21 protein-coding genes and 1 pseudogene are annotated in these 18,996 nt (G+C 33.9%); 19 read left to right on the top strand and 3 right to left on the bottom strand.

What is annotated here, in order from left to right; translation table 11 throughout:
* Positions 1-45: 45 nt before the first annotated feature.
* From CRO45_RS03105 to CRO45_RS03075, 7 genes and pseudogenes are all read left to right on the top strand, one after another.
* A pseudogene (locus CRO45_RS03105) lies at positions 46-756 on the top strand (GMC oxidoreductase); the annotation flags it as partial.
* Positions 757-1,013: 257 nt separating this feature from the next.
* Complete coding sequence (locus tag CRO45_RS03100; RefSeq protein WP_097148181.1) at positions 1,014-2,126, top strand: M20/M25/M40 family metallo-hydrolase; 1,113 nt, start codon at positions 1,014-1,016, stop codon at positions 2,124-2,126.
* Positions 2,127-2,146: 20 nt separating this feature from the next.
* Positions 2,147-2,632 (top strand): chemotaxis protein CheW, encoded by a 486-nt coding sequence (locus tag CRO45_RS03095; RefSeq protein WP_097148180.1) that lies wholly within the window; start codon positions 2,147-2,149, stop codon positions 2,630-2,632.
* A 73-nt stretch (positions 2,633-2,705) separates the two neighbouring features.
* Positions 2,706-3,191 carry a DUF1648 domain-containing protein gene (locus tag CRO45_RS03090; protein ID WP_235864513.1) on the top strand — a complete coding sequence of 162 codons (486 nt, stop codon included), beginning with the start codon at positions 2,706-2,708 and terminating at the stop codon, positions 3,189-3,191.
* Positions 3,192-3,234: 43 nt separating this feature from the next.
* Positions 3,235-3,585: a fluoride efflux transporter FluC gene (locus tag CRO45_RS03085; RefSeq protein WP_097148179.1), complete on the top strand. Its 351-nt coding sequence runs from the start codon at positions 3,235-3,237 to the stop codon at positions 3,583-3,585.
* Positions 3,585-3,926 carry a fluoride efflux transporter CrcB gene (gene crcB, locus CRO45_RS03080; protein ID WP_170949393.1) on the top strand — a complete coding sequence of 114 codons (342 nt, stop codon included), beginning with the start codon at positions 3,585-3,587 and terminating at the stop codon, positions 3,924-3,926. Before CRO45_RS03085 ends, crcB begins: the two co-directional genes overlap by 1 nt.
* 117 nt (positions 3,927-4,043) lie before the next feature.
* Entirely contained in the window at positions 4,044-5,090 is a 1,047-nt protein-coding gene (locus tag CRO45_RS03075; RefSeq protein ID WP_097148177.1) for an LLM class flavin-dependent oxidoreductase, read from the top strand.
* Positions 5,091-5,132: 42 nt separating this feature from the next.
* Here CRO45_RS03075 and CRO45_RS03070 read toward each other — a convergent pair whose 3' ends face one another.
* Positions 5,133-5,501, bottom strand: coding sequence for a DUF3221 domain-containing protein (locus CRO45_RS03070; RefSeq protein WP_097148176.1), 369 nt, complete (start codon positions 5,499-5,501; stop codon positions 5,133-5,135).
* Positions 5,502-5,589: 88 nt separating this feature from the next.
* Here CRO45_RS03070 and CRO45_RS03065 point away from each other — a divergent pair, with 88 nt between their 5' ends.
* A complete protein-coding gene (locus tag CRO45_RS03065) occupies positions 5,590-6,279 on the top strand; it encodes a DNA alkylation repair protein (RefSeq protein ID WP_097148175.1) in 690 nt (229 codons plus the stop codon).
* 2 nt (positions 6,280-6,281) lie between these two features.
* On the opposite strand, the gene CRO45_RS03060 is transcribed toward CRO45_RS03065, so the two are convergent.
* Positions 6,282-6,803, bottom strand: a complete 522-nt coding sequence (locus CRO45_RS03060) for a methylated-DNA--[protein]-cysteine S-methyltransferase (RefSeq protein WP_097148174.1) — start codon at positions 6,801-6,803, stop codon at positions 6,282-6,284.
* A 219-nt stretch (positions 6,804-7,022) separates the two neighbouring features.
* Here CRO45_RS03060 and CRO45_RS03055 point away from each other — a divergent pair, with 219 nt between their 5' ends.
* The 6 genes from CRO45_RS03055 (at position 7,023) to CRO45_RS03025 (ending at position 12,837) form a co-directional block, all read left to right on the top strand.
* Positions 7,023-8,954 carry an FUSC family protein gene (locus tag CRO45_RS03055; RefSeq protein WP_097148173.1) on the top strand — a complete coding sequence of 644 codons (1,932 nt, stop codon included), beginning with the start codon at positions 7,023-7,025 and terminating at the stop codon, positions 8,952-8,954.
* Positions 8,955-9,118: 164 nt separating this feature from the next.
* Positions 9,119-9,553, top strand: a complete 435-nt coding sequence (locus CRO45_RS03050) for a MarR family winged helix-turn-helix transcriptional regulator (RefSeq protein ID WP_097148172.1) — start codon at positions 9,119-9,121, stop codon at positions 9,551-9,553.
* A gap of 232 nt (positions 9,554-9,785) precedes the next feature.
* Positions 9,786-10,391, top strand: coding sequence for an NADPH-dependent FMN reductase (locus CRO45_RS03045; RefSeq protein ID WP_097148171.1), 606 nt, complete (start codon positions 9,786-9,788; stop codon positions 10,389-10,391).
* 174 nt (positions 10,392-10,565) lie between these two features.
* The gene (gene lepB, locus CRO45_RS03040; protein WP_097148170.1) at positions 10,566-11,120 is read left to right on the top strand and encodes a signal peptidase I; all 555 of its coding nucleotides are present in this window, start codon (positions 10,566-10,568) and stop codon (positions 11,118-11,120) included.
* A 15-nt stretch (positions 11,121-11,135) separates the two neighbouring features.
* Positions 11,136-11,870 carry an alpha/beta fold hydrolase gene (locus CRO45_RS03035; protein WP_097148169.1) on the top strand — a complete coding sequence of 245 codons (735 nt, stop codon included), beginning with the start codon at positions 11,136-11,138 and terminating at the stop codon, positions 11,868-11,870.
* 196 nt (positions 11,871-12,066) lie between these two features.
* Positions 12,067-12,837, top strand: coding sequence for an ABC transporter ATP-binding protein (locus CRO45_RS03025; protein ID WP_097148167.1), 771 nt, complete (start codon positions 12,067-12,069; stop codon positions 12,835-12,837).
* Positions 12,838-13,005: 168 nt separating this feature from the next.
* Here CRO45_RS03025 and CRO45_RS03020 read toward each other — a convergent pair whose 3' ends face one another.
* Entirely contained in the window at positions 13,006-13,326 is a 321-nt protein-coding gene (locus CRO45_RS03020; RefSeq protein ID WP_097148166.1) for a MerR family transcriptional regulator, read from the bottom strand.
* Between the two features lie 309 nt (positions 13,327-13,635).
* Between CRO45_RS03020 and CRO45_RS03015 the strand changes: the two genes are divergently transcribed.
* The 5 genes from CRO45_RS03015 to CRO45_RS02995 all read left to right on the top strand — a co-directional run bounded on the left by CRO45_RS03015 (position 13,636) and on the right by CRO45_RS02995 (position 18,965).
* Positions 13,636-14,841: a branched-chain amino acid ABC transporter substrate-binding protein gene (locus tag CRO45_RS03015; RefSeq protein ID WP_097148165.1), complete on the top strand. Its 1,206-nt coding sequence runs from the start codon at positions 13,636-13,638 to the stop codon at positions 14,839-14,841.
* 301 nt (positions 14,842-15,142) lie between these two features.
* A complete protein-coding gene (locus CRO45_RS03010; RefSeq protein ID WP_097148164.1) occupies positions 15,143-16,129 on the top strand; it encodes a branched-chain amino acid ABC transporter permease in 987 nt (328 codons plus the stop codon).
* A gap of 9 nt (positions 16,130-16,138) precedes the next feature.
* The gene (locus CRO45_RS03005) at positions 16,139-17,425 is read left to right on the top strand and encodes a branched-chain amino acid ABC transporter permease (protein ID WP_097148163.1); all 1,287 of its coding nucleotides are present in this window, start codon (positions 16,139-16,141) and stop codon (positions 17,423-17,425) included.
* Positions 17,426-17,467: 42 nt separating this feature from the next.
* The gene (locus CRO45_RS03000) at positions 17,468-18,280 is read left to right on the top strand and encodes an ABC transporter ATP-binding protein (RefSeq protein ID WP_097148162.1); all 813 of its coding nucleotides are present in this window, start codon (positions 17,468-17,470) and stop codon (positions 18,278-18,280) included.
* Entirely contained in the window at positions 18,264-18,965 is a 702-nt protein-coding gene (locus CRO45_RS02995) for an ABC transporter ATP-binding protein (RefSeq protein ID WP_408057108.1), read from the top strand. Before CRO45_RS03000 ends, CRO45_RS02995 begins: the two co-directional genes overlap by 17 nt.
* Positions 18,966-18,996 lie beyond the last annotated feature (31 nt).

Genomic DNA, 18,996 nt, shown 5'->3' with positions numbered 1-18,996 from the left:
GAATGTTCACCATTCTTGGTTTTTCATTCTATAAGATTAAATGCAGCAACTGGATTCTTTGAGAGTAAAAAATTCAATAACTTTGCAGGTTCAGTTGGTTTAGGTATGATCATTGATGATTTCAACGGTGATAACTTCGACCACACTGATTTAGACTTTATCCACGGTGGTATGATTATCTTAGGTCAAACTGGATTACGACCAATTGCGAATAATGCTGTTCCATCAGGTACTAAATCATGGGGTGCTGAGTTTAAAGAAGCATCTATTAAATATTCTAACGCTTATTTATCAGTTAAAGGTGAAGGTGCATCAATGGCTTACCGTCAACATTACATTGACCTTGACCCTACCTACACTGACGATTTCGGTGATCCGCTAGCTCGTATTACATTTGACATCGAAGAACAAGATCGTCAATTGACGAAATTCTTAGCTGAAAAATGTGAACAGATTCTATTAGAAATGGGAGCAGACCACGTTGACACAAGTAGAGAGCTTGGACCATATAATGTTGCAGAATATCAATCTACACATAATACAGGTGGCGTAATTATGGGTGCTGACCCTGAAACATCTGCGGTTAATAACTACCTACAAATGTGGGATTGTGATAACTTATTTGTTGTTGGTGCTTATGCATTCCCTCAAAACGCAGGATATAACCCAACAGGTACAGTAGGCGCATTAGCTTACCGTGCTGCAGAAGGAATTTCGAAATACATGGAAACTGGCGGTCAATTAGTAAGTAAATAATACTTTAGTTTAGTCTATTAATCTTTAATTATATACGCATAAAATAGTGCCAATTTATTTACGAAAATTTTATTAATTAATTGTTTTTGAATAGCAAATGTCCTTAAACTTCATGATTATCCTACTGTATTTTAACCGATTCAAAAATAACTCTTTTCTTATTATTGATACGATTGAATGTTATAGGTAGAACTGTTGTTTTTATGTAATTTCAAGCGTAAAATATAAAGAAAATAGTAAAAAAAGGAGTTTTTCCATTGAACAGTCGATTAGTAGATGAATTTTTAGAATTGGTACAAATAGATTCTGAGACGAAGCACGAAGACAAAATCGCGCCAGTACTTATGAATAAATTAGAAGAAATGGGTTTTGAAGTTTACCAAGACGATTCGCATACAAAAACTGGACATGCAGCAGGGAATATCATTGCTACATTAAAAGGTAGCATTGAAGTAGATCCTATCTATTTTACAGTACATATGGATACGGTTGTTCCAGGTAATGGCATTAAACCTGAAATTAGAGAAGATGGTTACATTTACTCAGATGGTACAACTATTTTAGGTGCTGACGATAAAGCAGGAATCGCTGCCTTATTTGAAATGGCAAGACGATTAAAAGAACAAAATATAGAGCACGGCACAATCCAATTAATAATAACAGCGGGAGAAGAGTCTGGTTTAGTTGGTGCAAAAGAGCTTGAACGAGATAAAATTATTGCAAAATACGGATTTGCTGTTGATAGTGATGGAAAAGTTGGAGGAATTATAACGGGTGCACCTTTCCAAGCAAAAGTGAATGCAAAAATTATCGGTAAAACTGCCCATGCTGGTGTTGCACCGGAAAAAGGTATTTCAGCAATTACTTTAGCTTCGAAAGCAATTGCGAAAATGAAATTAGGAAGAATAGATTACGAAACTACTGCGAATATCGGACGATTTGAAGGTGGAAAAGCAACGAATATTGTTTGTGATGAAGTATTTATTTTAGCGGAAGCTCGTTCGATTAATGAAGAGAAACTACATGCCCAAACAAAACATATGAAAGAAACTTTTGAATCTGTAGCATTGGAAAATGGTGGACAGGCTGAAATTGAAGTGAAAGTCATGTATCCAGGTTTTTCTGTAACAGAAGCAGATAAAGTGGTTCAAATTGCGATGGAAGCAGTAAATAATATAGGAAGAGAACCTAATTTAGGTGTTTCTGGTGGCGGAAGTGATGCAAATATTATTTCTGGATTTGGTATTCCAACAGTTAACCTTTCTGTTGGTTATGAAGAAATCCATACGACAAATGAACGTATGCCAATCGAAGAATTAGAAAAGTTAGCAGATCTATTAGTTGAAATTGTAAAATGCTCTGCTAAATAAAACTAGAGGTGTGTTATAACATGTCATTTAAAAAAGCAATCGTCTTTCGCTCTCGAACTGAAGAATATGCGGTACCTGTTGACCAAGTTGTTTCAATCGAGAAAATAGAAAAAATAACTCCAGTACCTCATTTACCTAATTATTTATTAGGTTTTACTCGAGTGCGGGGGGAATTAGTTCCTGTATTGGATTTTGGAATTATTTTATATAATACACCTAGTTCACCGAACACAGCAAAAATGATTGTGTTAAACACAGACGTTGTAAACTATGGATTAGTCGTAGATGAGGCAAAAGAAATTCTACAATTTAGTAACAATGAATTGACTCAAATGGGATTAGTAAACTATGCAAAGACACAATATTTCACAGCCATTGCCAATTTAGAAAATCGAATGATTACTTGTGTGGAACCAAAAATATTAGTGAATTCATTAGAAGGTATCCGTGAAATTATTGAGAATTTACAAAGTATGCTTGAAAATGAAAAAGAGCACAATGAATAATGGTCTTTTGGCTAGAAGTTACCAACATTAGTTGGTGATTTCTAGCTATTCTTTTATAATTGAGGTGATAGTTATGAGTAACCCATATCGTCCGGAATTAAAGTTGTCTAAAACGAAACTTGAAAGAATTTTTGACTTAGTTGGTATAGGTGTTTTTTTATTATCATTAATTTTCGCATTGATAAATTGGCCGCAACTACCAGACAAAATTCCGGGGCATTTTAATGCACTTGGTGAGGTTGATAGATGGGGTTCGAAATATGAAATTATTATTTTGCCGATCATAGGATTATTTATTTTTACTTTGATGACGTTTTTTGAAAAGGCACCTCATATGCATAATTACCCTAAACGATTAAATGAAAGTAATGTAGAACAATTCTATTTAAATAGTAGAATGATCCTTAATATGACAAAAAATAGTTGTCTTATTATTTTTGGATTACTGATTGTCCAAGTTATTAGAGTTGCAAAAGGTGAGATAGAGTCTCTTGGTGGATGGGTTTCTTCCAATGTTCCTTTTACTAGTATTTATTCCGTTAATTTTAGGTTTATATAGAAGTTCAAAAATAAAATAAACGCATTTATTTGGAGTGATTGTGTTGAAAAATTACACTATTGTATTTATAGGTGGAATGGTAGGAGCTACTTTACGTTTCCTAGTACAATCACTTACAAATACTTATCTAATGCTTTGGATTGCAAATTTAATAGGGAGTTTCCTTTTAGGTACTTTAAATGGTGTTTTTAATAAGAAGGAAAATGAAACGTTGAAATTATTTCTTACAACAGGTATGTTAGGTGCGTTTACTACATTTTCAACATTCTCTGAAGAGTGGTTTTTCCAACTTAGGGAAAATGTAATGGTCGGGATTTTATTCGGTACAATTATGACTGTTAGTTGTTTTGTTGTTTCATTTTTAGGCTATCGAATAGTTCAAGGTGAGCGATGATGGAATGGATTATGATTGCATTAGGTGGTGGAGTTGGTGCATCGCTTAGATATGCTGTGACGGTATTTATAACTAAACTGAATTACCCAGTAAATTATGCAACAGTAATAGTTAACTTAATCGGGTCATTTCTACTTGGTCTCGTAATACAAAAACTAAATAGCGAACTCATACTTACATTTTTAGCAATAGGTGTTTTAGGAGCTTTTACTACCTTTTCAACTTTTGCTTTTGATCTTGTAAAATTATTTAATGAAAAATATGTAACAAAGACAATAATTTATTTATCTATAACCTTGGTCGGTGGGTTAGCTATGTTCGCATTAGGATTCTATATTTAAAGGACAGTGCGTAGTAAGTGTGCACTGTTTTTTGTATTGTAAATTTGACTTTAACAAATTACTAAAATATACTTGGTTACAAAATGTAACTATAGAGGTGTATAGGAGGATAATTTTGTGTCGAAGTTCGAAATTGGCGTTTATACATTAGCAGACATTGGGCCAAATCCATTAACTGGAACTACCATCAGTGCTGAAGAAAGAGTGAAAGAAATCATTGAAATGGCAAAGCTTGCAGATGAAGCAGGTCTTGATATATTTGGAGTAGGGGAACATCATCGACTTGACTATGCAGTTTCCTCTCCAGCAGTCATCTTAGCAGCAATTGCAATGGTTACGAAAAATATTCGCTTAACTAGTACGACTTCCGTTTTAAGTACATTAGATCCTGTCCGGTTATTTGAAGATTTTGCCCAACTAGATTTAATATCAGGAGGTAGGGCAGAAGTATTAGCGGGTAGAGGTGCTTTTATCGAATCATTTCCGCTGTTTGGTTATGACCTTAATGACTATAATGAGTTATTTGAAGAGCATCTTGAGTTGTTTCAATTATTAAATGAAAATGAATTTGTTACATGGGAAGGGAAGTTCCGCTCTGCGCTAAATAATGCACAAATAGCACCACGCCCAGTTCAAAAAGAAATCCCATTATGGATTGGTGTAGGTGGTACTTATGAAAGTGCTTTGCGTGCTGGTCGTTTAGGTGTTGGTATGGCACTCGCTATATTAGGCGGGGATCCAATCCGCTTTAAATATTTAGTAGATGGTTACTTTGAAGCTGCTCATGAGGCTGGTCATCCAAATGATAAATTGAAAATTGGAGTAACAGGCCATACTTATATTGCCGATACAATTGACCAAGCAAGAGAGGAATTTTTCCCATATTACGCAAACTATTGGACGTATGTAAATAAACAGAGGGGAATGGGCTTTAGAATAACTGAAGAAGGATTTAAAGGGATGACAGCTCCAAATAGTGCTCTATTTGTTGGGGGTCCCAATGAAATCGTCGAAAAAATTCTACATCAATATGAACTATTCGGTCATACGAGATTTATGGCACAAGTAGATATTGGTGGAGTGCCGTTTCGAGATATAGAAAGATCCATTGAATTATTAGCTACAAAAGTTGCACCTGTTGTAAAAAAAGCAATAAATAAATAATTAAAGAAGGTAACTTCAAAATGAGGTTACCTTCATTTTTATTTATTCAACTTGCTCGATTTTAAGAACATGCGTAATTTGTGCTGGATATGATTCCAACACCATTCCATCATAAATAACGCGTATTTGGGATCCTACAGACAATTCTACTATGTTTATTTTCTTAGAAGTTACATTATATACATGGTCAATGTTGTTATGTGCTATTGTAAACTCTCCACGGTGATTAATATCATTTTCTGGAATACCAGTAATATGCAGAGTCCCATTTTCATTACGAATTATATTTGCATAAAATGATTCATAGTAGTTTTCATTGTTACTATGTTTCCCAACGTAAAAGCCCATTGTAAAGGATAGGAAAATCGACAATATTAATAAACATAGTAGAATCCATTTGTTCACTTTCATGTAAAATTTCCTTTCCTTTGATGAAATTGGTAAAATACAATACAATAATACTTATAATTAATAAAAAACGATATTACTAGAGGTTGACATGGAAACTATTATTAGAAATCAATTACTTGAACACGTGGATGAAAAATATCAAGAATTTCAATCCAAATTAATACCTGATACTACAAATCTACTAGGTGTACGCCTTCCAGTTCTCAGGAAAATAGCAAAAGAAATTGCTAAAGGTGAGTGGGAACAATTTTTAGTTCATGATCCTGAAGACTATTTTGAAGAAGTAATGTTAAAAGGGCTAGTCATCGGCTATCTAAAAGTTAATTTGGAAGAAAAACTAGAGTGGGTTGAATGGTTTGTTCCAAAAATATCGAATTGGTCGATCTGCGATAGCTTTTGTTCGGGAATAAAAGTGACAGAAAAAGATAGAAAAATAGTATGGGATTTTTTAATGCCATACTTAAATTCATCAGATGAATATGAAGTGCGCTTTGGTATTGTTATGTTATTAAACTATTTTATCGAAAAAGAATATATAGTGATGATTCTTACATTATTTAATTTTATAAAACATGAAGGATATTACGTAAAAATGGCACTTGCTTGGGCAATTTCAGTCTGCTTTATACATTATCCTCAAAGGACGATTGAATTTCTAAACAATAACGACTTGGATGATTTTACTTATAATAAATCGATTCAAAAAATTATAGAATCGAGTCGTATTGATCAGGAAACAAAAGATGAATTACGAAATATGAAGCGTAAAATGAAATAAAACTATTTCTTATAAGGGATTCCTTCAAGTTGAAGTAGTTTTTCTTTTATTGGAAGGCCACCACTGTAACCTGTTAATGAACCGTCTTTACCAAGAACACGATGGCAAGGTATTATTACTGCAATTGGATTTGCTCCAATTGCTGTCCCAACAGCACGTACTGCTTTTGGGTTTCCGATTTTTTTTGCCACATCTGAATAGCACACAGTTTCACCATAAGGAATCGTACATAATTGTTGCCAGACTTTCTTTTGAAAATCGGTACCCTTTAAATCAAATGCATACGTAAAATCTTTAATCTTGCCATCTATATAATCCATCAACTCTTGAATATATGGAGTTAGCTGTTCATTATTGCCAATAAGCTTTCCATGTTTGAATTTTTTTTGTACCCATTTTTCTAACTCATCGATGGGTTCGTTTTGTGAACCAACGTAACATAACCCTTTTTCTGTAGCTGCGATATACATAGACCATCCCTTGTAGTTAAATAATGTATAGTATATTAATTCGTTTTGTTTCATATTTAAATTCCTCCATTTTCTACATTCTATCATGATTTTATTTTCTTTTAACATATTTTCCTCATATAGAATTTCATGTAAAAGTCGTATGTTATAATGTATACAAAATCGTTCAGTTCAATTATGGGCTAGAACGATTTTTGCAATCATAGGATGAATCCCTTTATAAAAGGGGATTATTATAGTAATTGTGTTATTAATTCGTAAGGAGACAGCTATGTGAAAGAAAGTAAAAAAACGCCTTCCATTTTTAGACAAGCACTTCAAGTCAATAATAAACCATTTCCTTGGCTTAAGGCATTTCTAGCAGGTGTAGCAGCGGGACTTCCAATCATAATATTTGGACTGTTATTTGGAAAACTTCAATATGGGCTAATTGCAGGGTTAGGAGGCTTTACATATTTATATGTGTTTCCGATCCCATATGCACAGTTAGCTAAAAAGTTATTCTGGGTCGTACTTTCAATTACTTCATGTGTCTTTTTAGGTACGGTTTTAGCTCCGCATCCCTTTGCAACAGCTATCGTGATGGGACTCATTGGTGCAACTGCGATATTTATTTTTGGTGCATTTCGACTTATTGGACCCTCCGCGATATTCTTTGTTTTAGTATTTGCTATGACAACCGGTATGCCAATTAATCCTGAGGAAGCATTTCTGAGAGCAGGATTAGCATTTTCAGGTGGCGTTATATCCTTTATCATCGCAATGAGTGGATGGTTTTTTAACCCCTATGGGCCAGAGAAAAATATTGTGAAAAGAACGTATAAAGTATTAGCAGATTATTTAGATTCGATTGGGTCTGAAAATGAAAATGAACGACAACATCAAGTAATGTCTACCTTAAAAGAAGCTAGTAATATTTTAGTGTCGGGTTATATTCCGTGGAGAAGAAATGATCTATACAATCGGTTATTTGTATTAAACAATTTTGCTAATAAAATATTCCTATATGTTGTTGAAAGTTTTCAAAACTCGCCTAAACCATTACCGAAAGAATTCGGTCAATCATTAAGAGTTATTGCAAATTTACTCGATTCAAAAAATATTCAAGATGAAGCTACAGTCCAATTACCACATCCTGAAACTGTGGAAGAAAAAAGTGCAATACTTTTCATTGAAATTGAGTCTGCAAAGGAAAGCCTACTTCTATCCAGTAAAAGTGTTAAAGATCAAGTGAAAGTCAATCAACCTTCTGCAAGCAGTGTAATATTAGGTGCACTTGATAAAAACTCAATTATTTTTATCAATGCTTTAAGATTTGGAGCAATTACTACACTCGCTGCAATTATTGCTTATGAATTAGAATTTGAACGTTCTTTCTGGGTGCCATTGTCATGTGTGGCAGTAATAGCAGGTTCTACCGCGGTAGCGACATTTCACCGAGCGATCCAGAGAAGTTTTGGAACAATTTTTGGAATTATAATTGCAAGTGTAATATTGGCACTACATCCATCAGGAATAGTTGTAGCGTTTTTTGTTTTTCTTTTAACCTTTATTACTGAATTATTTATCGTGAAAAACTATGGACTTGCAGCTTTATTTTTTACACCAAATGCACTAATAATGGCCGAAAGTGGAAACCCAGGTGTCTATTCGTTTCAATTTTTTGCAACTGCAAGGTTAATTGATGTAGCAATTGGTATTTTAATTGGCTTAGTTGGGGTTTGGTTAGTTGGAAGAAAGTCTGCATCAAGCAGGTTGCCACATCTAATTTCGAAAACGATTCGAAGCCAATCTCAAAGCTTTTATGTTTTATTTTCGTCCCAAAGTAATAAATCTAGCACAGGTGAAAATATTAACTTCAATAAAATGAAAACAAACATGTCAAACTTAAAGATGGTTTATGATACTGCTTCTGGTGAGATACCAAAAGATAAACAAGCATTGGAATATTATTGGCCGATTGTATTTACTGTGGAACAGTTAACCTATTTATTGGAACAATGTTCTAGAGTTAATACTAGAACCTTGTTAAATGATAAAGAAATAGCTCATTTTCTCCTTCTGTTTGAATCAATGGCAAATGCGATTGAACGAAAGTTGAGTGCACAAGAGAAAAACATTCCTAATATACCAGGGTTCCAAAGTATTCATGATGCGCTAGAAGAATTACAGAAATATATTAAACAATATGAAAAAACGATTTAAAACTCGTGAGATTAATCACGAGTTTTATTATATAAAACATAGTTTTTCGAAGATTGACGATACTAAGTTTAGTTTGTTGACATTGGGAAATAATAATGATATATTTATCTCGAATTAAAGATATTTAACTTCGAAAGAGTTGCTGGTAGAAGGAGGGAATACCTTTGGACCAACAAAATAATAGATTAAAAGCATTTACTGTACTATTAAAAGCTAGTCAAACTGTTCAAGACGCTTCTAAAAAAGATCATGTGAAACAAGGTTTAAATCCGACTGAATTTGCAGTTCTTGAATTGCTATATCATAAAGGCGATCAACCGATACAAGCAATCGGTAAAAGAATCTTAATTGCGAGTAGTAGTATCACTTATGTAGTTGACAAATTAGTGGAGAAAAATTTAGTTCAACGTAGTGCATGCCCGACGGATCGCCGTGTAACTTATGCAGTAATTACGGAAGAAGGGAAAAATCTAATGGACAATATTTTTCCTTTACATGTCAAAAAGATTGAAGAGATTTTTAGTGTATTAACAGATGAAGAAGTTATCAACTTAATCGATTCACTCAAAAAGGTTGGTTTGAACGCTCGAAACCAATAATTTTTTAACAAATATCTTGAATTCGAAATTTTTTATTACGCTAACATTATCCAGTTGTGAATATGAATAAATTGAGAAAGTAATGGTGAAATTAATAATGTTTAATTATTTCCCAATTTCCATTTATTAATGTAGCACGAAGGATTGATGTATAGCAGCAAAGACAAACTAACAAATATGAAAAACATCTTGTCGTTCAGAACATTAAGGTGGAATTATTGGAGGAGTAAACATGGGATTTTTTAGTAAATTATTTGGTAAAAAACAAGAAGTAACTCAACAACAAGACGGAGGAAAAGAAATGCTAAAAATTGGTATCATTTTAGGTAGTACTCGTGAAGGTCGCGTAAGCCCACAAGTTGGTGAATGGGTTAAAGGTATTGCAGACAAGCGTGGCGATGCTTCTTACGAAATTATTGATATTGCAGAATTTAAATTACCTCTATTAGGTGAACCAGGAGGCGATGCTTCAGGTGTAGCAGCTTGGTCTCAAAGAGTAGCTGGTTGTGATGGATTTGTTTTCATCGTTTCTGAATATAACCATAGTATTTCAGGAGCTTTAAAGAATGCATTAGACTTCTTACGTGAAGAATGGAATAACAAAGCTGCTGGTATCGTATCATACGGTTCTGTAGGAGGAGCTCGTGCAGCTGAACATTTACGTGGAATTCTTGGTGAATTATTAGTTGCTGACGTTCGCGTACACCCAGCTTTATCTTTATTCACTGATTTTGAAAACGGAAATGTATTAAAACCAGCAGACGTTCAAACTCAATCAGTTAATGATATGCTTGACCAAGTAATTTCTTGGAGCACAGCATTAAAAACAATTCGTTAATAGACAAAACATATGACTTAGAAGGTGACTACCTTTTAAGTCTTTTTTATTTTATCGTCCTTTATATACATTTAAATTGTTAATACTATATTAAAATGGTAGTCATTGATTTCCTAAATAACGCCAAATAATGTAATATGGAGATAGTATTGAATGATATGAGGAGTCGGGTGCATGACTGAAAAAAAAGCTTCAACAAAAAAAGAGATTATTTCATGGGTGTTTGCAATTGTTTTTGGAATTGTAGTTGCATTTGTTTGTCGTGAATACATTTTTTCACCAGTTGTAGTAAAAGGTGCTTCAATGGTCCCAACATATGAAAATAAAGATGTAATCATTGTTAGTAAAATTAGTAAAATTAATCGATTTGATCATGTTGTTTTTAAAGCACCATACGAAGATGAATATTATATTAAACGTGTAATTGGACTACCTGGTGATACAGTCGAAATGAAAGATGATGTATTAATTGTTAATGGTGAAGAATATGAAGAACCATATGTAAATCGGGAAGCTGCTGACCCTCTACAAAATCGAATAACTGAAAACTTCACTCTCCAAGAAATTATTGGGGAAGATAAAGTGCCTGAAGGATTTATATTTGTTTTAGGAGATAATCGATTGAAGAGTGCTGATAGTCGACATTACGGGTTAATTTCTATGGAAGCTATTTTAGGCGAGTCAAAACTAAGAGTTTTCCCTTTTCAAAGTATAAAACTTTTTTGGTAAAGGGGAAAAAAACGGATGAAAATTAATACTTTTGGGGATGAGAAAAATCCAACCATCTTATTTCTTCATGGAGGAGGAGTAGGGGGTTGGATGTGGGAGGAACAGGTTCGATATTTTCAACGGGACTATTTTTTATTAATACCCGAACTCCCACTTTCGAATTCTCATTTTAAAATTCAACATACAGCAATTGAGCTGAACAAATTCATAGATGAAAATTTAGAAAATAGAAAAATAATCTTAGTCGGTTTTAGTATTGGTGCACAAATATGTATTTCGATGATTGGCAACAGTCTAAGTAAAATACAAGCTGCAATGATTAATAGCCCATTAGTTGTTCCAATAAACAATCGATTGATGGATATATCATTAAAATACTCATATCCTTTGACAAGAAGTCGACTGTTCGCAAAGCTACAAGCTAGTAGTATGGGCATACCTGAACATTTATTTAATACATATTTTGAAGAGTCATTGCTACTATCTAAAGATGCTTTTCTAAACATGATGAAGGAAAACATGTGTTTTGAAGTACCAAATTCCTTTTATGAAACGAAGATACCGTTACTATATACAATCGGTAGTAAGGAACAAAAAATAGTAAAACAGTCCTTTGAACGGTTAAAAAATAATTCATTAAATGCTAATGGATTTATATTTGAGAAGGTAGCACATAATTCACCTTTTAAAGCATCGGCACAATTTAACCAAATATTAGAAAAATGGCTAATTGAGGTACAAGCAAAATGAAAAGACCATTAAACAACTGCATGAAATTCTATGGTATAGGGCTTATTATCATTTTCTCTATTCAAAGCTATTTCTTCTGGAATGAGGAAAGGGTATTATCATATTTTAATATACTCTGTGCTATTGTTATACTTACCATTCTAATTTCTTTAAACAAAAAGGATAGGAAACTAAGTAAAAGTAGAGGCGATTCTAAATGATTGAAATCGATAGAATAGATGTATTAAGAAATAAAAAATATATTTTAAAAGATGTTTCATGGACTGTTAAAAGTGGTGAACATTGGTGCATTATCGGGCTAAATGGATCAGGGAAGACGACATTATTAAACGTAGTGAACGGTTATGTTTATCCTTATAAAGGTGGAGTAAAGATATTAGGTAAAGAGTTTGGAAAAACTAATTTACAAGAATTACGAAAAGAAATTGGATTAGTAAGTTCTTCGATAAAACATGAATTTCAAAGAAATGAAAGTGTACTAGGTGTTGTTTTAAGCGGTAAATTCGCATCAATTGGATTATATGAAGCAGTGGAAAAGAAGGATGTAGAAACAGCTCAAAAATTGTTGGAATTTTTAAATTGTTTACATTTAGAAAATGAAGATTATGGCGTACTTTCGCAAGGAGAGAAACAAAGGGTACTAATTGCTAGAGCTTTAATGGCAGAACCAAAAATTTTAGTATTAGATGAGCCGTGTAATGGACTCGATATTATTGCTAGAGAAGAGCTTCTGAAGTTTATAGAAAAAATTGCAAAACTAGAAGATGGTCCTACTTTAATCTATGTAACCCATTACATTGAAGAAGTTTTACCATGTTTTACACATTCATTATTATTAAAACAAGGTACTGTATTTGCGAAGGGTAAATCAAGTGATTTATTAAATGAGGATACTTTATCTACATTTTTTGATAGAAGAATTTCTGTACAAATTGAGCAAAATCGAAAATGGTTAGCGCTTATTTAAGTTTTACTTTCGTATGTTTTGTATTGAAAGATTGTGTTAGACATATAAGCTCAATTAATTTTAATAGTAAAAAAGACTAATGTTGAAATGATACCAACGAACTTTGGTGATTTTCAAATTAGTCTTTTTTTATCATATTTAATTTGAGAGCACATAAGATTTAGTGACTTACATTTTAATTTGAGCATTAAGCTGTCCTTTTATTAGCTGATTTGTAAAACCTGGATCCTTTGCTAATTGTTTCCGTCCTTTCAGTTCCTTGCGTATTTCGTTTGTCCATACTCCATCTTCTAGTCGATTAGCAATTTCTATTAATGTTTCAATGTCTTGAAAGGAATACTTACGGAGTCCAGTTTTGGACCGTTCGGGAAAAATTAGTTTTCTAGATTCGTAATATCGAATTTGTCTTTCAGATAAACCAGTTAATTCACTTACCGTTCCAATCGAAATTACTTTTTTATTTTTAAATGATCCATCGGTTAAAGGCATTGCAAAACCTCTCTTTCTAAATTTTCAGAAAAAAGATTAATATTAATCATTTTACTTTTTTCACAAAATGATTACAACAAGTAATTTGTCGTAGATGTTAGAAAAATTAACACAAATTCAGCTAATGTTAGACATATTTCAACAAATTTGAAAGGAATGAAAAAAATTAATGAGTTGAATTATATTAATTAATAAAAAGTGTGTTAGAACATCTGACAAGGTTAATGTGAATTTATAGTTTCATCTTTATACTTAGAAAGAACTAGTGTCAAACACTAGTAAACAAAAAATAGAATTAGGGGGTTTGCTATGAAATTGAAAAAGTCACTAACATTACTACTCTCAAGTATTTTGACGATTGGGATATTAGCTGCCTGTTCGTCAGGTGAGACTTCCAACTCAAGTGAAGGTACTGAGACGAGTGGTGGTAAAACAGTTATTAAAATAGCTACACAATCACCACTTTCAGGGGGATCTTCAGTAATTGGAGATGCTATTAAGTCTGGAGCTCAAATGAAATTAGATGAAGAAAAAGCAAAGTTTGAAGAAATGGGCTTTGTTCTTCAATTAGAGCCTTATGATGATCAAGGTGACCCGAAAAAAGGTGTATCCAATGCAAACGTAATTGGTGCTGATGAATCAATTTATGGAGTAATTGGACACTACAACTCTGGGGTAGCGATTCCTTCATCTGAAGTTTATGAAAAATACAATCTTGTAATGGTTTCACCTGCGAATACTGCAGTTGAAGTGACAGAGCGCGGATTAAAAACTGTAAACCGTATTGTAGCTCGTGACGACTTACAAGGTCCTGCAGGTGCAGCTTATGCAGTTAATGAGTTAGGTGCAAAGAAAATCTTTGTGATAACTGACAAAACTGCATATGGTGTAGGTATTGCAGATACATTTACGAAGGAAGCGAAAGATTTAGGTGCTGAAATCGTTGGTGAAGGTTCTATCACTATTGGTGAAAAAGATTTCAATGGTGTTATAAACCAAGTTTTAACTGCATCACCTGATTTAGTTTACTTCGGTGGTTTATATTCTGAAGGTGGAATTTTAATCAAACAAGCTCGTGATAAGGGAATTACAGTACCATTCATGGGTGGAGACGGAATGGACTCTTCTGGTCTAGTTGACATTGCTGGAGATGCAATTATAAACACATTTATAACATCAATCGCTGGGGATAGTAATGCAACAGAAGAAGGTAAAAAGTTCGTAGCTGATTACAAGGCGAAATTTAACAAAGATCCTGAATCATTCTCTGTATATGCTTACGATTCAATGGGTGTATTCTTAAAAGGTTTAGAAGACGCCATTAATTCAAATGGTGGAAAGCTTCCATCTAGAGAAGATGTAGCTACAGCAGTTCGTGCAATTGAAAATTATGAAGGTGCACTGACTACTGTAACATTTGATGATAAAGGTGATAACGTAAATTCGAAAGTGTTCATTTATGAGTTCGAAGAAGCTTCATATCCTCCAGTTCAAGTTGGTGAAGTAGGTCAATAGAAAAGCGGAGAATGCTCGCTCATCTCCGAAAAAACAGGAAGAACTTACATTAAGGGCGCGCCCTTTGCCCTTGATGGCAGTTCTGAAGTTTTCGCGGAGCTAGCATTCGCAGCTAGACAATAATCCACATTCTTCATGTGTAAAAAGGTGTTGGGGCTACTCTCAACACTTTTTCTGCATATAAGATTGGGACAACTTCGTAAAACGTTATCCGAATGCAATTATTGAAATAATCGTGATGGAAATACGCATTTGAATATTGTTCGCATATAGGAAAAAGTTGATTTAGGGAGGGTTTAGGATGCTTCAGGAATTGTTGTTCAGTTTGCCACAAGTTTTAATTGATGGACTTGCATTAGGTGCTATTTATGCAGTTGTAGCGCTTGGTTACACTATGGTATATGGTATTTTACAACTTATTAACTTTGCACATGGAGAAATCTTTATGACAGGTGCTTTTATTGGGACGGGTTTCTTTATAATGCTTATGGGAATGAGTTGGACTACAGCGATCCCGCAATTACTTTTATTCATTATAGTCATTGTAATAACAGCTTCATTTACAGGTTTAATAGGAGTCGGAATGGAAAGGGTTGCCTATCGACCATTAAGAAGTGCACCAAGGTTAATACCTTTAATTACGGCAATTGGTATTTCATTTATCCTACAAGATGTAATTCGTTTTATCGCAGAGCTTGCGACTGGTCGTTACATCTTAACGGGTCCTTCATTATTTTCTAATCAAATAACGATTAATTTCTCCTCTATTTCCAGTTGGTTTAATAATGCTAGTTTTAAAACATCATTTCTAATTGTATTAATTACAGCAATCTTATTAATGGTTGCACTAGATTACTTTGTTAATAGGACAAAGTGGGGAACGGCGATTCGAGCTGTTTCTTTAGACCGTGAGACTGCTTCATTAATGTCTATTAATGTGAATAAAGTAATTTCAACTACATTTTTTGTAGGATCTGCACTTGGTGGAGCTACGGGTGTGTTATTTGCTATGCAATATGGAACAATTGACCCTTATATCGGGTTTATCCTTGGATTAAAGGCGTTTATTGCTGCCGTATTAGGTGGGATTGGCAATATTCGTGGAGCTATGCTCGGAGGTGTAATCCTTGGTTTAATGGAGATGTTTGCTGCTGCAAATCTTTCTATTTTAACAGGTGGAATCTTCGGTGCAGAATATAAAGATGTATTCGCGTTTGCTATCTTAATCATTGTGCTTATTTTCAGGCCAGAAGGATTATTAGGCAAACCGACTGCAGAGAAAGTGTAGGTGACTATCATGAAAGAAAAATTAACGAGTTTTTTACAAAATAAATGGTCACAAGTTATTTTATTTACATTATTTGTTGTCATCACTTCCTTATCATTATATTTATCTCAAAAATCAGTCGTAGCCTTTCTATTGTTATTAGCTTCGTTACTCGTTCTTTACTATATGAAGTTAAAGAATTTAACGAAGTGGATTGTTAGTGCGGGTATCTTATTCATATTACTTCCTATGGCCTCTAGTGGAGGACCAGCATTCCAGTCGTATATGGAAGTAGCGACGATGGTCGGAATATATGTAGCTATGGCACTTGGACTTAATATTGTAGTAGGTTTGGCAGGATTACTTGACTTAGGGTTTGTTGCATTCTTTGCTGTAGGTGCCTATTCTTATGCAATTTTTGCAACACCACAAGCTTCAAACTTTATGCCTTTCGGACAATATCCGCTAGGTGGAGAAAGTTTTTGGATCTTTTTAATTATCGGCGGTATTTGTGCGGCTATTGCGGGAGTGCTAATTGGAATACCTGTACTCCGTGTTAAAGGGGATTACTTAGCAATTGTAACCCTTGGTTTTGGTGAAATTATTCGTATCGTATTTAACAATCTTGACCGTCCAATAAACTTTACAAATGGTGCAATGGGTATTTCTTCTGTTACACCTCCATCGATATTTGGATTTAATCTTGTATTTCCACATCATTTCTATTTTGTAACTTTGCTCATCTTAGCTTTTACGATTTTTGCAGTGTTACGATTTGAGCATTCAAAGCTTGGAAGGTCTTGGAAAGCAGTTCGTGAAAATGAAATTGCAGCTCAAGCTATGGGAATTCCATTAGTTAAAACAAAACTATTAGCTTTTGCTCTTGGGGCAACATTTTCAGGGATGATGGGGGTTGTATTCGCAGCTAAACAGGCATTTATTGACCCAACGAGCTTCACGTTGTTAGAGTCATTTACAATTCTAGTTATGGTTGTTCTTGGTGGAATGGGTAGTGTTCCTGGAGTAATATTAGGTGCTGCTTTAGTAACAATTTTAAATTTACAAGTATTAACTGAGCTTACGAATTGGGTAAACCAGTTAAATTTAAGCGGAATGATAACGATACCTGATGCCTTATCACCGGCAAAAATGCAAAAGTTATTATTTGGGTTACTTCTAGTAATCTTTGCATTGTACAGACCTATTGGATTAATCCCTGCTAAAAACAAAAAGTTTGATGAAAGTAAGTTGAAAAGCTCCAATTCACTTTCTATCGATCGAGAAAATTCTGTAGCGATTGATAAAGATAATGTTTAACTTCATTCATATTTAACTTTATTCAATGTAGGAGGGGTATAAATGCCAATATTAGAAGTAACTAACGTAACGAAGGAATTCGGTGGTTTAATTGCAAATAAAGATATTACGTTGAGTGTGGAAAAAGGTTCTATTACAGCGGTAATTGGTCCAAACGGGGCAGGGAAAACAACGTTTTTTAACTTAGTAACTGGGGTTTATCAGCCGACATCTGGTGAAATTTTAGTAGAAGGTAAATCGGTTGTAGGATTAAAGCCGGATGAAGTCGCTAAAAGAGGGATTTCTAGAACGTTTCAAAATATACGTCTTTTTGGAGAGATGACAGTGCTTGAAAATGTTCTGGTTGGTATGCATAAACATTTAAAAACAGGTTTGTTAGGAATTATTCTTAACTTGCCTAGTACTAGAAATGAAGAACTAGAGGCAGAAAAGGAAGCGTATCGACTATTAGAATATTTTGATCTAGCACCATTATTAAATGAAAAGGCGAAAAATTTAAGTTACGGTGCCCAGCGGAAACTAGAAATTGCCCGTGCCCTTGCTACAAAGCCTAAATTAATTTTATTAGATGAACCTGCAGCAGGTATGAATCCAAAGGAAACGAAAGAGCTAACGGATATCATTAAACAAATGGGTGAGGAATTTGACGTATCAATTTTACTGATTGAACATGATATGAAGCTTGTTATGGAAATTTCAGAACAAATTTATGTACTTGACCATGGTGAAAAAATTGCTGAAGGTACACCAAATGAGATTCGAACAAATCCAAAAGTAATTGAAGCGTATTTAGGTTCAGGTGCGGTGCAATTAGGGCAAAGGAGTGAGGCAAGTGCCAATACTACAACTGAATAACATTGAAACATATTATGGAGCTATTCAAGCGTTAAAAGGAATTAGTATGGATGTAGGTAAAGGGGAAATTGTTACACTAATCGGAAGTAATGGAGCAGGTAAATCAACAACATTAAAATCCATTAGCGGTTTAGCGAAAGTGAAAAATGGATCCATTATTTATAAAGATAAGGATATTACAAATAGACCACCACATGAAACAACGCTTTTAGGACTTGCCCATGTCCCTGAAGGCCGAAGAATTTTTGCCCAACTAACAGTTAAGGAAAACTTACAAATGGGTGCCTATTCAGTAAAAGGAAAAGATATTATTCAAGAACGTATGGAAACGGTTTTCAGCTATTTTCCAAGATTAAAAGAAAGGTTGAATCAAAAAGGCGGTACAATGAGTGGTGGAGAACAGCAAATGCTTGCAATCGGGCGTGCGTTAATGATGCAGCCTGAGGTACTAATGCTAGACGAACCTTCTATGGGATTAGCTCCAATAATCGTTGAACAAATTTTTGAAATCATTCTTCAATTAAATTCGATGGGAATAACGATTCTTTTAATCGAACAAAATGCTTATCAAGCATTAAGTATTGCACATCGTGGATATGTAATTCAAAACGGTGCAATTGTATTATCGGGAACAGGCTCTGAACTTATAGAAAATGAACAAATAAAAGAAGCTTATTTAGCTTAAAAAGGAAAACGACTAATGATTTTTCATAGTC

This window comes from Ureibacillus acetophenoni (genome assembly GCF_900220965.1).
GTDB lineage: Bacteria > Bacillota > Bacilli > Bacillales_A > Planococcaceae > Ureibacillus > Ureibacillus acetophenoni.
Note: the sequence above shows the minus strand (reverse complement) of the source record. Positions and strands in the feature narration are given on the sequence as shown.